17 protein-coding genes are annotated in these 15555 nt (G+C 45.9%); 4 read left to right on the forward strand and 13 right to left on the reverse strand.

The genetic code is table 11. From position 1 onward, the window contains the following. Positions 1-3: 3 nt before the first annotated feature. From G367_RS0109665 to G367_RS0109700, 7 genes are all read right to left on the reverse strand, one after another. Positions 4-333, reverse strand: coding sequence for a hypothetical protein (locus G367_RS0109665; protein ID WP_020412924.1), 330 nt, complete (start codon positions 331-333; stop codon positions 4-6). Between the two features lie 50 nt (positions 334-383). After that, positions 384-1004 (reverse strand): hypothetical protein, encoded by a 621-nt coding sequence (locus G367_RS0109670; RefSeq protein ID WP_020412925.1) that lies wholly within the window; start codon positions 1002-1004, stop codon positions 384-386. A gap of 536 nt (positions 1005-1540) precedes the next feature. After that, positions 1541-1984, reverse strand: a complete 444-nt coding sequence (locus G367_RS0109680) for a hypothetical protein (RefSeq protein ID WP_020412926.1) — start codon at positions 1982-1984, stop codon at positions 1541-1543. Positions 1985-2052: 68 nt separating this feature from the next. After that, complete coding sequence (locus G367_RS25040; protein WP_020412927.1) at positions 2053-2577, reverse strand: hypothetical protein; 525 nt, start codon at positions 2575-2577, stop codon at positions 2053-2055. 332 nt (positions 2578-2909) lie between these two features. After that, positions 2910-3074, reverse strand: coding sequence for a hypothetical protein (locus tag G367_RS26455; RefSeq protein ID WP_020412928.1), 165 nt, complete (start codon positions 3072-3074; stop codon positions 2910-2912). Positions 3075-3450: 376 nt separating this feature from the next. Continuing rightward, positions 3451-4101, reverse strand: coding sequence for a signal peptidase I (gene lepB / locus G367_RS0109695; RefSeq protein ID WP_020412929.1), 651 nt, complete (start codon positions 4099-4101; stop codon positions 3451-3453). A gap of 198 nt (positions 4102-4299) precedes the next feature. Further along, complete coding sequence (locus tag G367_RS0109700; protein WP_020412930.1) at positions 4300-4848, reverse strand: NADPH-dependent FMN reductase; 549 nt, start codon at positions 4846-4848, stop codon at positions 4300-4302. Between the two features lie 269 nt (positions 4849-5117). Between G367_RS0109700 and G367_RS0109705 the strand changes: the two genes are divergently transcribed. The 3 genes from G367_RS0109705 (at position 5118) to G367_RS0109715 (ending at position 7490) form a co-directional block, all read left to right on the forward strand. Beyond that, the gene (locus G367_RS0109705) at positions 5118-5657 is read left to right on the forward strand and encodes a Dps family protein (protein WP_020412931.1); all 540 of its coding nucleotides are present in this window, start codon (positions 5118-5120) and stop codon (positions 5655-5657) included. A 523-nt stretch (positions 5658-6180) separates the two neighbouring features. Beyond that, the gene (sigZ, locus tag G367_RS0109710; RefSeq protein ID WP_020412932.1) at positions 6181-6723 is read left to right on the forward strand and encodes an RNA polymerase sigma factor SigZ; all 543 of its coding nucleotides are present in this window, start codon (positions 6181-6183) and stop codon (positions 6721-6723) included. Between the two features lie 65 nt (positions 6724-6788). Next, on the forward strand, positions 6789-7490 hold the full coding sequence (locus G367_RS0109715; protein ID WP_026305039.1) for a glutathione S-transferase family protein: 702 nt from the start codon (positions 6789-6791) through the stop codon (positions 7488-7490). Between the two features lie 82 nt (positions 7491-7572). Here the strand turns inward: G367_RS0109715 and G367_RS25610 are convergent, their stop codons facing one another. After that, positions 7573-7992 carry a GFA family protein gene (locus tag G367_RS25610; protein ID WP_020412934.1) on the reverse strand — a complete coding sequence of 140 codons (420 nt, stop codon included), beginning with the start codon at positions 7990-7992 and terminating at the stop codon, positions 7573-7575. Positions 7993-8140: 148 nt separating this feature from the next. Further along, positions 8141-9160 (reverse strand): dipeptidase, encoded by a 1020-nt coding sequence (locus tag G367_RS0109720; RefSeq protein WP_020412935.1) that lies wholly within the window; start codon positions 9158-9160, stop codon positions 8141-8143. Positions 9161-9491: 331 nt separating this feature from the next. Here G367_RS0109720 and G367_RS0109725 point away from each other — a divergent pair, with 331 nt between their 5' ends. Next, positions 9492-9965, forward strand: coding sequence for an LEA/WHy family protein (locus tag G367_RS0109725; RefSeq protein WP_020412936.1), 474 nt, complete (start codon positions 9492-9494; stop codon positions 9963-9965). A 116-nt stretch (positions 9966-10081) separates the two neighbouring features. On the opposite strand, the gene G367_RS25045 is transcribed toward G367_RS0109725, so the two are convergent. The 4 genes from G367_RS25045 to uvrC all read right to left on the reverse strand — a co-directional run bounded on the left by G367_RS25045 (position 10082) and on the right by uvrC (position 15547). Further along, complete coding sequence (locus tag G367_RS25045) at positions 10082-11038, reverse strand: lipid A deacylase LpxR family protein (RefSeq protein ID WP_020412937.1); 957 nt, start codon at positions 11036-11038, stop codon at positions 10082-10084. Positions 11039-11094: 56 nt separating this feature from the next. Beyond that, the gene (locus G367_RS0109735; RefSeq protein WP_020412938.1) at positions 11095-12804 is read right to left on the reverse strand and encodes a sulfatase-like hydrolase/transferase; all 1710 of its coding nucleotides are present in this window, start codon (positions 12802-12804) and stop codon (positions 11095-11097) included. 257 nt (positions 12805-13061) lie between these two features. Beyond that, the gene (gene pgsA, locus G367_RS0109740; RefSeq protein WP_020412939.1) at positions 13062-13628 is read right to left on the reverse strand and encodes a CDP-diacylglycerol--glycerol-3-phosphate 3-phosphatidyltransferase; all 567 of its coding nucleotides are present in this window, start codon (positions 13626-13628) and stop codon (positions 13062-13064) included. A gap of 104 nt (positions 13629-13732) precedes the next feature. Next, positions 13733-15547: an excinuclease ABC subunit UvrC gene (uvrC, locus tag G367_RS0109745; protein WP_020412940.1), complete on the reverse strand. Its 1815-nt coding sequence runs from the start codon at positions 15545-15547 to the stop codon at positions 13733-13735. Positions 15548-15555: the final 8 nt, after the last annotated feature.

Below are 15555 nucleotides of genomic sequence, written 5' to 3' on the forward strand. Positions count from 1 at the left end.
ATCTTATTCTTTAGCTTGATAGTCACAGTCACTGGCACCATTGTAGCCGGAAGAAATTGTTACAGTACTATCGACTCTGAAGCCGCATGTTCGGTCATTGTGGCGTTCGCAGAAATCTGTCTCATCAATATCTTCTAAAGAGATATTACGTTTTAGAGAGTGACCGTGGCGATTAAGGTTGTCGACTATGTCCTGCATTTTGTTAGCGATAACCTCCTTTAACTCAGCCTCAATATCACGATCGAGTTCAGTGAGTCGTTTGCGCCTTTCATTCTCATCTTGGATAGAATCAAATGCACTCTTTGATATCTCTCGTATTTCATATTGATACATAACACCAAGCTAAGCGGCGCGCGTTAGCGCGTCCTTGCTTGAGCTCCTTGTTATGCGTATATGGCACGAAGCTCATTCACCACGCCTTTATATTCTTTGCCCACCAAGCCAAGGCTTTGATGAAAACGAAAACCTGACTTTTTGATTTGAGCAGCGTCAAGTGCATGGCCGGCATGATTGACTGCCTGCTCGTTGTTACCGCTATCCGCGGAAATGATTGCCTTTGCAGCATGCCACCGAAAATGATCGACGGGAAACATTACCCGCTCCTGATGCTCATCTAGAGCTTCGTTGGCAGACTGATACAAGTCAGTAAGCTTATACTCCACGATGAGCATTGGGTAGAGAATATATGCTTCGGTTTTTAGATTTGGAAATACCGACTCTCGCTCTAATGCCTTAACATAAGAGCTGATTGCATTTTTGATTTGACCTTTAGCGATATATGCAGTCGCCATATCACAGTAAGCCCGAGCATGATCGAAGTCATCTTTTAGCTGGAAGTATTGTTCTAGTAGTGAAAGTGCAACATCAGGCTCTGTGCTGGCAATGGTACAAGCCTGGATCCGCAAATACTGTTCTTTTCGGCGAGCACGCTTAAGCTTCTCGAAGAACATGCTTTCAATTTCTTCACTCCACTCTTCGTTCCTATACCAATCTTCATTACTCACTCGGTACTTCCTTTACGCATAACGCCCCGCTAAAGGGCCGAAGTGAAGACAAACGTTTTCGGGTAGCGTAGCGTTAACCCAAAAACGAGCGCCGAAACGGAGGTTCAAGCCGCAACGCGGCTGAACTTTGAGCGGCTTGTTATGCATATATATGAATGAATTCCCTTACACACAAATTAAAGCTTACTAAAAACACAATAAGAGCCAGTAGGCTAAACCTAGCAACGTTAATTTCTACTGCTGAATTACCAATTTTGGTAGGTAAGAATACAGCTTTAGCGAAAGCAGAAAAAAATACGGATATCGAACCTAAGCTATGCGTGGTTCTTGTATTCGATTTATTTAAAGATATTTTCAGCAAATAACCAAGTCCACCGAGTCAGATAACTGAGGCTATAGAACTAACAACAAAATAGAAAATCAATATTCTTCCCCAAAAGATGCATAACGCCCGGCTCTGCGGCTGAGAAAAAGTGGCGCTGCTTTTGCATCAGCAAAATGAGTGACACTTTTGGCAGTCCGACAGCAGCCGCTTGTTAAGCCGTGACTACCTCGATTGTTGTTTCGAAAGTGAACGGCTCATTTTGAGCCACACCCTCATTCTCAAATTCAACGACAACGGAACCTTTTATTTCATAGCGGCCATCATTTGCTTTAGAAAACACTAGCTCTTTTACATTACACCAATTGTGAGCACAACCGACATAAACCGAACCTTCTGCTTCTGGGTATGACTCGTGTGATAAATTAGCCCCATCGAGTTCCGCTGAATTCTCTAAGTTTAACTCGTACCAGTCCAAGACTATTTCAGTTGATAGTGGCTGCTCCTCATACTCAAGACCTGAATCAAAAGGTTCTAGAGGTATGGTTATACGATGAAATAATGTTTTCTGTAACCCGATACTCTCGTTCTCAAACCAGTAGGCCTCAACCTTACCGTTTTTAGCTTTAGTTTTTCTCTGTAATTCGATTTTATCCATAACTTCAATTCTGGTTTGGCTTAACGCTCAAAGCAGCCGCGTATTTATGCGTCGGCTGCCTTTGCGTGTTAACCCCAATTGTCTGCTAGTATCCACGCAGCTTTGAACTCGCAGGTACTTGCATTAAAAGTGAATTCACAGCCTTCGTCAGTAAGGTCGTTAAGAACCCCTTTTACAATCGGGCCAGACTGCCCGGTAAAGCTAATACCATCAGCCGATACTCGCTCACCGGACCAATGTAGATTAGACCCTTTGAACAAGGCGAGGCAAAGGCCGTCTGTAGCTACCAAGAATCCAGTTTCTTCGTTGTAGATAATATTATCAATACCATCCCATTCTGTGGTTGAAACAATCTCTCTAGAATTGGGATCGACAAAGTAGCCTTGCCCACCTGCAACAACAAGAAACAATTTCTCTCCTGGAACCCGAAGAACGGTATTAAAGGAACTCCAGCCTGATTGACTGAAAACCCCAACCCATTCTAGATACTCTTCATCGAAGAATTTAACCCACACAGTATTTCCAGACTTTGAGAAATTATGCTCTTCAAAATCTCCTGACAATGGTGGTCGATCTAGTATCTCTGCTTCCATGAAAATAGCTCAATGTATGGATAGGGTTAACAGTTTAATAAAGAGCTAGTGGCTCACTATCCATTTGGCCACTATTTCTGGGAGGGAGCCTCCAAGCTCCGCAGAAAAGCCTTTATTTACAGCAGGTTATAAACTATTGCCTAAATAACAACCAGAGATAGTGAGCCATCGTCTCAAGTCGTCTGGTTCGACCTCCCGCTCTTGAACACATTTTACCCATAATTAAATCAATAAGTTAGGGGGGAATTTCTGTAGATGTAAGCCATGGCTCTATAATTCGGGCTTTCGCACCGGCAATACGCCCACTTCAATACTGAACACCACAGCCAGTATCACCCACTCGGTATCGCCATCGCCGCAATAGAGCTATGCACAGCCAGGCGGTTGGCCACTTCGACAATGCAGTCAGATACCAGGCCCGCTACATGGTTAGCGACGTTTACCACTTCACCGCCATCGGTCTGCAGGATTTTGGTGGTGACATAAACGCTGAACATTAGATCGCCGGCACCACACAGTACTTCAAAGTTAGATAGTTATTGTCCCCTCTAGTAGGAACGCTTCTCTATATTTTTTTCCTCAAAATTTGAAGTCCCAGCCCCACTTCAACTCAGTTTTAACTTGATCAAAAAGTTGGCAGCTTACATAAGAAACTCATCACTCAATGAAGAGTCAAGCAACCCTTCGGTAGATCCGGCCATACCAGTCATAAATTCCCTCAAATGATTTACTAAATATGGCCCAACAATACGCATTTGGGTTAAGTTACTGGCGAAACCCTACTCCACGCACTTACTAATTACGATTAAATATACTCCTCAGATCCAAACCCCTCCCTTGAAGTTTATGCCTCTTCCAGGTTGCCCTTAAAATTTACAACGACTTCAAAAAACGCGCTTTACGAGGAAGAAAGCGATTCTCATAGTCCAGAGAAAAAACAACACGACTTGCCCTGCCGACTATTTCCTTTCGGGGAATAAGACCTATGACCCTGGAATCAGCGCTGCTATCTCTGTTATCTCCAAGGACTAAGTAATAACCTGAGGGGATAGTGCCAGCGCTAAAACTCGACATTGGGGAAGAGTGTTTGTCAACTCTGACGAAGTGCTCAACACCTAGCAGATTTTCTTTTTTATCCAGGCTATCACCATCAGCTTTAACAAGCTCATAATCAAGCCGCTGCCCATTAATTGTTAAAATATTATTTTTCATCCTAACATTATCCCCTGGAACACCAACAACACGTTTTACTAGCCTCTTTCCGGAAGCTTTAGAATCAAAAACTACTATATCCCCCCTATCTGGGTTGGAAAGTTGATAAAGGGAAAAATGTGTAAACGGTACACGAACATCGTAAGCCATTTTATTGACAAAGATTCGATCACCTTCAACAATTGTCGGCTTCATAGAACCTGTTGGCACATCGCTCCAATCAGCTACAGCACTTCTGAAAATTAACATTAAAGCCAAAAATAATAAGATTGATTTATTCGATCCCCAAGCTCTAACCATAAAATTCTTCATCGCAATTCCTTTTTGCCTGACTCACATAAAATCTAGCATCCAGAGACTAGAGATGATAAATATCGAATGCAAGATACCCCATCGCAATAGGCATATCTACTCAGCGCAAATCAAGATAATATCTCTCTAAATGGATCATATTTATGAATGTATGTATGTAATTCTTATAAACGAAGGCGGAATTTACCACCCTGCTCCTCATCCCCGGTGGACCATTCTGGATAAGTTCTGCATCTGGCTTTGCACGAGCTTTTCAACCCTATCATCGACCAATCGCCCATACTGATCGAAAGCCCTGGAGGCATCACTTACCATAATTTCTGGCTCATTGAGAACCCACGCTTTCAAAAACACCATCACCTGCCGCAAATGATACTGACACCGACAAGTACCCATACGGCCAGGGCTAGCCCCCATGATTGCAACCGGCTTATTATAAAACCCTTGTGGTTCATACCGAGACAACCAATCAATCGTATTCTTTAACACCCCAGGCATTGAATAATTATATTCTGGCGTGACAATCAGCACGGCATCAGAAGCAAAGAGAAGCTGATTTAATTGATCAACACTTTTTGGAAAACCAACATTCTTTACATCTTCATTGTACAAAGGAATATCATCAATTTTCCCAAGGTAAAATTCTAATTCCTTCGGCGCTAACTGAATGGCTTGATGCATCAGCTTTTTATTAAAAGATTCTGTTCTGAGACTACCACACAAAGCCAACACATTGATGGGAGCCATATAAATTCCTCTAACAGCCTTCTTGTGCCAACCTTAACCAGAAGATCGATACCTTTTAATATACTAATCGATGCCTTTTAATATACTATAGGTACCTTGCACTACTGTTATTAACGCTTAAGATTTGACACCCGCCCAGATACCAACCTGCTTCTTGAATATCGCGAATGGCTAGTCACGTCACCACTGTCTACCCTTAGCCTGATTGGCATATTTTTCTTCATTTTGGTTTCTCTCCTTTTCTGAACGTGAAAGACACGAGGTTTACTATGAGAAAGTCAGCAAGAGAAACGCTGCGTACTAAAGAGCTCGCACAACTCAATACCCCAACAGACTTGAGTGAGAGCGCGCGTGAAGACATTACCAGCGCAGTGAATACATTGCTGGCAGATACCTTCGGGCTGTTTATGAAAACCAAGAATTTCCACTGGCATGTGAGCGGCCCACACTTTCGCGACTACCACTTGCTGTTCGATGATCAGTCAGAAGAAGTATTGGACATGACCGACGCGCTGGCTGAACGTGTGCGCAAGCTGGGAGGCACCACATTGCGTTCCATAAGTCATATCGCCAAATTGCAACGCTCAACTGATAACAACTCCGACTTTGTAGACCCACAAGACATGCTAGCGGAATTATGCGAAGACAATCAGGAGCTTGTTGCTTTTATGCGTGAAGTGCATGAGTTGTGTGATGACCACCATGATGTTGCAACAGCGAGTTTACTGGAAGAATTTATTGATCAGTCGGAAAAACGGGCTTGGTTCCTGTTTGAAGCAAGCCGGAGATCAGGTCTAACACGGCATTAGATTTCTCATGTCCCTAGACTTTAGAGCGGATTACATCCTATGGCACTTTAGGAAATATATCGTATTACAGGCCCGCTAGGATTAACATGACAACTTCAGTTCATAATCGGCGGGTCTCCAACCTATCAAGCTCATCATTATCCAGAAAAAGAAGAATTAGATTAAGATCATCACTTCTGTAAAATGCTTTACTTTTATACACCGCGCTTTGCATTTAGCATTTAGGAAAGTCACATTTCTAAATGCGCTCTCAAGACACTATGCTACTATCCCCCACCACCCCAAACCGCATGCCTTCCAATAATTGCTGACACATAGGATTCTAATATTGTTTGCAATCGAGAATACGAACGGCGGCTACCAGTTTCACTAGGCTATATGGCCTTTAAATATGATTGACAGCGTAACATTGCTAAAATCATATGGTTCAATTAAATGCCGCTAGTATTGCGGCAACTATAATTTTTATTGCTCCGTGAAGCTTATGACCCTCTGCGGAGAGACTGAAAAGCAGTAATGAAATATGACCATTGATTCTATCTGGAAGAAATACAGCGCAGCCCTCAAAGCTTTCCTCCATTCCAGGATCTCATCACCCGATATGGTGGATGATATTCTTCAGGAGATTCTGATCAGAACCCACAAGAATATCCATACGATCAGAGACCAAAAGAGTATCAAGTCCTGGTTATTTCAGGTCGCCAATCACGCGGTGATTGACTTCTATCGTAAGAAAGGAAGAGTAAAAGAGGTGACCCTAGACGATTCTTTTACGATAGAGGAAGACACCAATACACAACAAAGTTTATCGGCATGTATAGAACCCTTCATTAAAGGGCTGCCACCTCAATCGGCAGAACTGCTGATAGTAATCGAGCTAAATGGCCAGTCGCAAAAGGCTTATTCTGAGGAACATGGGATCCCCTACTCTACTGTCAAGTCCCGGGTACAAAAAAGTAGAAGGGAACTGCGCAGTCTATTTGAGGATTGCTGCCACCTGACACTCGATAGTCACGGAGCCGTGATTGACTACGTTCCTAAGTCCAATAAATACAGAAATTGTTGAAATCTTATCGTCCTTTTTAAGAGTGGCCCGTCTTATAGATATATACACTAGAGATGAGGATCAAAATGCTTGAGGTCATTAGCTTTAAAATTTGCCCCTTTGTACAACGGGTGACCGCTCTTCTTGAGGCCAGAAAGATTCCCTACAAAATCCAATACATCCGGCTTAAGGACAAACCACAGTGGTTCCTGGATGTGTCTCCGAACGGGCAAGTGCCAGTACTCATAACGGAAAGTGGCATAGCTCTATTTGAGTCCGACGCAATCGTTGAATACCTAAATGACATCTACCCCCGCCTGGAACCAGACATCAGCCCTGAACAGCGCGCCCTTGATAGGGCCTGGAGTTACCAGGCCGCAAAGCATTACCTGGTGCAATGTTCAGCTCAACGTAGCGCCGATAAGCAGACCTTGGAGGAACGTAGCAACAAACTTGACAAAGCCCTTGAGAAAGTCGAAAAAACTATTGGAAATGGGCCTTTCTTTAAAGACGCAAGGCTAAGTGACGTCGATATCGCATGGCTACCAATACTACATCGTGCCGCCATTATTGAGCTCCATTCGGGATATGATTTCCTGGCGGACTTTCCGAAAATGAAGGCTTGGCAGGCCAAGATGCTGCAGACGGGGCTCGCAGAAAAATCGGTGCCTGAAGATTTTGAGCAGCAATTTGTAGATTTCTATCTATCAGAAAATACTTACTTAGGTACTGGTAAAATTAGTATCAACAATCAAGATAACTCCTGCGCGAATCGCAGTTGTTGTTAAAGAACTTTGTTGTGCCCCCTTCTTGGGGGCACAGACAATCGCTAATCAGCCTGACCCCTAATATCAAAGTAATGGATGTATTCTAATCTGCCCCTCCCTTACGTCTACTCGGCTCATGGGCCTCATAGCGAGGCAAGATATCCAGACTGTCCCAGTTTGCCCTTGAAGTTACAAAGTTGTGAGAAATTGGGCGCTCCTGAATATCTGAATCAAGAATGCCAAGGCGAAGGCGGAACCTTGAAGGGTCTTCAGAATTTGAGCTGTAGATCGGCGATGCACATACCTTACAAAAGTGCCGACTCTTTCCCGGGCGAAGCTCGAATGAGCCGATCAGATGCCTCCCTTGATCAATTGTTAATCCGCCTGCGTCTACGAAGCCATTGGTAGCAAAGGCAGTTCCGCTAGACTTACGACAAAGGGAACAATGGCAGTGAATAATATCCTTCACTCCACCACGGATAGAAATCTTAACGCCTCCACAAAGGCAGCTCCCTTTGTACATAACATCTCCATTAGTTATTAATAGAATTGGCCATACGTGCCGAAAGGACAACCCGAAGCCATTGCACACATCTTCCACGTGTAATAAACACACAACTTCGCCATTACACCCCACCCTATAGCCACTTCAGGAAGCAAATTAAAACGCTTTAGGGCAGATACTTCAGGAAAAACTCTTGTATATTTTCTCCCATAACCTTGCGGATTTCTCTCTCTGTAAATCCTTGATTCAACATTTCCCCAGTCAACAGATCCAGGTCGCCAACATCAAACGAAACCTCAACACTACCGTCATAATCTGATCCTAAAGCAACCTGATCCACTCCCAACAACTCTACGGCATAGCGAATTGTTTTAACAATATTATGGGGGCTGTTATCGCAAACTGCCCCTTTCCAAAAACCGATACCTACTAAGCCTCCACGCTCAGCTATCTCCTTCATAAGGTCATCGCTAATATTTCGCGGCGAGTTACAGCTGCCTTTCAATCCTGTATGAGAAACAATCAAAGGCCGTTCTGTCAGTGCCAACACATCTCTAACAACGGTTTCAGAAGAATGGGCTACATCAATAATAATCGAACGACGATCCATCTCCTGAACAGCCAGGCTTCCAAACTCCGTTAAACCGCCTTCACTTTGCCCATGAAGCGATCCACCCAATTCATTATCAAAAAAATGCTGTAATCCCATCACCCGAAAACCAGCATCGTATAAGCGATCTATGTTAGATAATTTACCCTCCAGTGGATGGGCTCCTTCAATACCGAGAATTGCCGCGAGAGTGCTGGCTCCTCGCTCCCGGGCCTGAAGGACTTGGCGCAGATCTTCAGCGGTGTGTACAATGCGAAACTGCTCCGGGAAAGATTCCTGTAGAGCAGTGGCCCTTTCGGAGTGGAAGAGCGCACGCTCTAAAAGGCTATTCCAGGTTCTCGGTGGCCAACCTTGAGCGACCGCTAATAGCGTTATGTTGTCTCCGGCATCAGCAGAATTTTCACGATAGTTTTGCCCTCTGGGAGACTTGGTGACTGAAGTAAAAACCTGTATTCCGAGATTGCCGCGCCGGGCTCTGGGTAAATCAAGATGACCATAACTGGCGTCATTTGATAAATCTCTCGCCCAGAGGAAGCTATCCGCGTGCAGGTCACCAACAATAAGTGATCTATGCAATGTTCTAGCCTGCTCGGAGGTCTCAGAATAACCAGCAGAACCTATTTTGTTTAAATTTCGTTCGACCTCTGGAAGTAAAAACCACCTCCAACTCGAGAACAATATCAGTGCCAGTGCTGTCAAACTTGCAAGCCACGTCTTCATAATGAGTCTCGGTAGTCAATAATGTTGCGTAAAGTTGCCGTTATAACCTAAGAAGTTGTGGTATGTCAGGAACTTTAGGGGTCAATTAGTAATCACTGGGCAAATGAACCGGAAAGCTCGAACTAATTACGCTAAGGTTCAGCAGCCCAGTGTAATAACTAGCAGATAGGAAGACTAAGGAATAACAGTGGCAAAATACTATCGACTCACTCTGTTAATACTGATTACGGCACTATTCACTGGTTGTGCAGCACTTTCGCCTAACTTTCAAAAACCCGAGGTAGAAGTGATCGCAGTAGAACCACTGCCCGCAAGAACTGGCAACAACCTGAAGTTTCGAATACACCTCAGGGTCTTTAACCCAAACAATAGTGAGCTGGCACTATCAGGACTTTATTACACCTTACGCTTAGGAGGACATAAAGTGCTGACAGGCACCTCCAACAACCTCATGCCCATTGCTCCCTACGGTCAGGATGATATTGCTGTGGATGCTACTGCCAGCCTGGTTGGGTCTATCTTTGCTGCTGTCGACCTTATTAATCAAAATCAAGATTCCATACCTTATGAGCTGGAAGCAAAAATAGGCTTGAGTAAATCGCTGCTCCCTTCAATCAGGGTGAATATAAGTGGTGTGATTAGCTTGAATCAGTATCAATAAGTCTTCTCCAGGGTTCATTACTCAGCATTACTACTTCAGTGCCGTGTCTTAATTAAAGCTTGTAGCGCAGCTATTCAGGAGGGCAAGTAGATATCGTCCTCCTGACAATGAAAAACTCATAATTGCTTAGTGACAATCAAAGACATTACAAAGTTACCCATCGGGGCACCATTGTGGCTCAGAAAGCCTTCATCAGGACGAACCTGGGAAGTATAAATTTTCGTGTTGTACCTGATATTGAAGCCAAATTCATAGGTATTACGCCCCCAAAAAGCCCCGATATTTGCGAGGATCACTTCTTTCTCTGGGACTACACCATAACTGAAAACTTTTACTCCCCTCTTAATCTCGGAGTTTCCCTCCATTAATACATTTCTCTGAACTGCTTTATGTTCCATCCCCAGCCTAAAATACCAGTATTGATTCCCTACTCGCGGTAAAGATATCGCACTGAAAGCTGGTAAAGAACTACCCAATAATAAGGTGATTCCGGCAGCATAATCTCGGACTATGTTGCCGGTTTTCCAGCGTAAGTAAGGGACCAAGCGATAGTTCATGCCTCCAAGATTCACTTTAGGTAATCGGTAATCCAGCTTAAGCTCCGGCATTAGCCCCCATTCATTAAAAATCTGGGAGTCCCACCCATGTGGAGGTGGCGAGGAGACAATCCAGTGTAGAAAAGTCTGTGTGAGACGAGCACCAGACCTAGGACCAATAGTCCCCGCATCAAGAGTGAAATCAACAATCCAGCGATTAGAGAACTGATATTTGTAGCTTGCGCCTAAATAGCTCCAACCAGCATATGGATGTTCATCATTGATTGGTGCAGATCTACCGAGATGGTCCGGGGTATAGATCTCCTGGCCAAGCCTTAAAGTGTAGGCTTTGCCTATAGGACTCCAACGGATAAAGAGACCACCGGTATAGTCCCTATCAGTTTGGAAAAATGCATCATTAACCAATTCCAGCTGGAGTTTCCCCCTGGGAGAGTCATTCGCATTGGCCAATGAGTGATAACAGGCAGTAACCAAACTAACAATAAAAATCGGGAGTTTTTTTATATTCCTCAGCACCCTTAACCCGCCCCTTCATCCGTTGAAGCCGGTACATCAAGTTAGTAGCCCTGTGATTAATTGCCCCAGTCACCAACTTTATCAGCCCCAGGAATTTCAAACTCAAGGTACTCCTGAATGCTAAATGGCATTTCTTCCATAACCGCTCTAACCCGCTGCCCAATGGCTTTGGTTTCGGGGCGCGCATTGGCCAGTCCGGTGTAGGGGATACCCTTCCCACTGGGCACATCCGGGTACTTCTTTTTAAAGAGCCGGTGCCGGGCTACCATGTGATTGAACTGCCCCTGGGTATAAATTAAGGGCACTAATTGCGGATACTCTTCACGGGGGTCCATATATAGGTCGTAGTAAGCCTCCGGCATTCCTGAAGATGCGACCTCACCAGCACCAATCCAGTGACGCTTATATCTCCCTTTTACCGTAGCCCCCAGATTGTGACCGGCATAGATAAAAACATAATCCCGACGGCTGTAGGTGTCACCATTTAGCAGCAGCGCTGTCTGGTCCAGACCATCCACTACCCTATCGGTGGGAATATGCTCAGTCGCACCGCCAAGCCTTGCAAATGTGGTGTATAGGTCCGTGATATGAATGATGTCCCCAACTGCCTGTCCGGGCTGAATCATGCCCGGCCACCAAGCAAAAGCCGGTACTCTCACACCTCCCTCAGTAAAATCCCCTTTCCCCCCCCGATATAACATTGGGAGCATGCCCCAACCTGCCGGCGGGCTATGCACCATGGGGCCATTGTCTGCCATGGCGACAAAAAGGGTATTCTCCGCAATACCCAGCTCTTGCAGCTCTGCCATCAATTGGCCAGTGAAGTCATCGACTTCGGGGAATGAGTCTGCCACCATCAGACCAGAAACTGAGGGTTTGGGCATAAAGGCAGCCATAAAATTCAGAAAATTGGGCCAGTAAGCCACAAAAAACGGCTTTTTGGCTTCGGCATTCTTACGGATGAATGCCATGGTGCGACGCTCCGCCTCCGGGTCAAACTTGCTAAAACACTCGTTGGAAGTACCGCACCACTCCCTACCCTGCTGCCCTTTCTCACCCTCAATGTTCATTACCCAACCGGAGGGAATCAGGCCTGGATTGTCTAGGCGATAAGGATCGGGAGGGTATATCTCAGGAAACATACCAAGTACTGCATTTACAGCATTGGCCTGGGGATTGAAGAGAGAGGTTATCTGGTTCATGGGAGTAAATAACGCCTCATCAAATCCCTGGTTATGCAGATAGCTCTCCTCGATATCTCCCAAGTGGCCCTTCCCAAAGAATCCCGTGGCATAGCCGGCCTTTGACAGTACCTCCGCAATGGTTACCTCTTCAGCGCGAAGACCGGAAAATTCGTGGGGCATTCCCACAGCCCCCATGCCATACCGCACCGGATGACGACCGGTAAGCACAGCTGCTCGGGTTGGCGTACAGGAGGGTTCGGTATACATACGTGTAAAGTTGATACCCTCTGCCGCCATCTTGTTTAAATTGGGTGTTGTGTAACCAAAGTTCTTTTGAAGTACAGGAAAGCCAACAGCACCAAAGGCGGTATCATCCCAAAGTAGGAAAATGATATTGGGTGGCTGCCCATGCTTTTCCCGCAGGGCCTGCAAGCGTTTGGCTATTTCAGAATCTTCTTTTTGCCAGCGCCCACCATTTTGCATCTTCAGCACGTAATATTCGGCATCATGCACCACCTGCGCCTGCGGTAACATTGAGCACAGCAGCGCCAGTAGCCCTGCCAGAGATTGCCTCACTAACACACCCACCCTCCTATATTTATTTTGGCTGGGACAGCAATACTTTGATGAATTGAGTTACAAACCCAATTCATCACTCTAGAAGAACGACCCAATGGCAGCGCTATATGTGACGACAAATAGAGAGTTTTTGTAAATGGTTGGACGTTACAAGCTCAGTAATTACGTCAGGAAGGGTAGACTTTGAGATGTGGAGAGCCCCCGCCTCAAGCAGGGGGACACCTATAAATAATAAGACCGGTAATATGAAGGGATTTAGGTCATGGAGACTTATGATTGTCCGCCATTAACACCGGCCAAGCTGCGCGCAGGTACATCACCATGGTCCATAGAGTGAGCGCTGCGGCAACATACAGCAACAGGTAGCCCAGTGTTTCCATCACTGGAAAGTCTCGGACATCAAAAGCGAGAAGGACTATGATCGCTGCCATTTGTGCGGTCGTTTTTATCTTGCCTACATAAGAAACTGCAACGCTGCTACGCTGGCCCAACTCTGCCATCCATTCCCGCAACCCAGAAACAGCGATCTCACGACAAATTATTACTGCGGCCGCCACCGTAAACCAGGCGCTCTTATGCAGCCCAACAAGTAACACTAGAGCAGTGGCCACCATCAACTTATCTGCAACCGGATCAAGGAAGGCGCCAAAGGCTGTACTTTGGTTTAGTTTTCTCGCCAGGTAACCATCCAACCAATCTGTGGCTGCAGCGGCAGCAAAAATCACGGCAGAGGCGATATAGCTCCACTTATAAGGTAAATAGAAAACCAAAACCAGGACCGGAATCAGTGCAACGCGAAGCAGTGTCAGTTGATTGGCGAGTGTCATACTTTTCTCTGTTCTTGTGGAGGGCGTACGTTAACAAGCCATCGCACAAAATGAAACGCTCAGTAGGAAAGCCGGATAATTTTTTCGACAACTTCAGCTGTTTATCATTCGTGATGTAAGGCCGAATATATATCTTGTGCGAGTTTGCGACTTATTCCTTCCACGCTGGCAATTTCTGTCACCGTAGCCTTCTTAATTTCCTGCAAACCACCAAAGTGGCGCAGCAATGCTCGCCGACGCGCAGGCCCTACCCCACCAATGCCTTCGAGTGGGGACTCTCGCCTCTTTTTATCCCGCCGAGCTCTATGCCCCGTAATAGCAAATCTATGGGCCTCATCTCGAACTTGTTGAATCAGGTGCAATGCAGCTGAATCAGCGGAGAGCACGAGTTCTTTATTGCTAGAAACAACATGCAGAGTTTCAAATCCAGCCTTGCGAGTGGTGCCCTTAGCCACACCTATAATTTGTACGCCAACAACCCCAAGCTGATTGAGGGATTCAACAGCCTGGCTCACCTGGCCTTTACCCCCATCGATTAACAGGATATTTGGAAACTTACCCTCCCCATCAGACAGTCTTGTATAACGTCGCTTAAGGGCCTGTCCCATTGCGGCATAGTCATCCCCGGCCTGTATTCCCTTGATGTTAAACAGACGATAATCCGTTTTAACAGGGCCGCCGGTATCGAACACAACACAAGATGCGACCGTTGCTTCACCGGATGAATGGCTGATATCAAAACACTCCAGTCTTTCTGGCAGCTGCTCTAACCCAAGTACCTCCTGAAGAGACTCAAAACGACCAATTAACTTTTGCTGGGCAGCTGTACGGCTGCTTAAATTCTGTTGTGCCGCCTGCTGTGCCATTTCTACCCAGGTAGCTCTTCTGCCTCGCAAACGATATACGATCGCAACGTCCCTTCCTGCCTGTACACCGAGAGCCTGCTGTAAAGGCTGCATATCTTCAAGGGCTTCCGAGACCAATATCTCGCGAGGAATTTCACGAGGATTGCCAATATAGAATTGGGGTACAAAAGCAGAAAGCAGCTCCACGGGGCTCAAGCCGAGACGTTCACTGGGGAAGTAACTGCGACTGCCCAAGATACGCCCCTGTCGAATAAACAGAACGTGTACACAGCAACTTCCCCCTTCACTTGCCACCCCGAGCACATCGACATCGCCACTATCACCCTCTACCACCTGATCGGCCTGGAGGCGGCGCAAAGCAGAGATCTGATCCCGCAGGCGCGCAGCTTTTTCAAACTCCAAGGCTCTGGAGGCATCATCCATTTGGTCGGCAAGTTCGCGGATTATATTGTCGCTCTTGCCGGTGAGAAACATTTCCGCATGCCTCACATCCTGTCGATACTCATCCTCACCGATAAAATTCACACAGGGCGCAGTACAGCGCTCAATTTGGTATTGAAGACAGGGCCGGGAGCGATTGCGGAAGACGCTGTCTTCACAAGAACGGATACGAAATGTCTTCTGTAGGAAATTCAGGCTATCGCGAACCGATGAGGCATTAGGGAAAGGGCCGAAGTAGCGTCCCTTCTTACGCTTGGCTCCACGATGCAAAGCAATACGTGGGAAAGTATCGCTGCTCGAGAGAAAAATGTAAGGATAGCCCTTATCGTCTTTCAACATCACATTGTAAGGTGGATGCTGGGACTTGATCAGGCTTTGCTCAAGTACTAAGGCCTCTGTCTCGCTACGGGTGACAGTGACTTCAATATTGCCAATACGCTGCACCAACGCCATGGTCTTTGCAGTAAGGCCTGAGCTTCGAAAATAACTAGAAAGCCGGTTGCGAAGGTTTTTCGCTTTACCCACATAAAGGATCCGGTTATCCGCATCAAACATCTGGTAAACGCCAGGCTTGCGGGTAACCGAGGATAAAAAACGCTTGCTATCAAACATCTGGCAAT

This window comes from Microbulbifer variabilis ATCC 700307 (assembly GCF_000380565.1).
Taxonomy (GTDB): Bacteria; Pseudomonadota; Gammaproteobacteria; order Pseudomonadales; family Cellvibrionaceae; genus Microbulbifer; species Microbulbifer variabilis.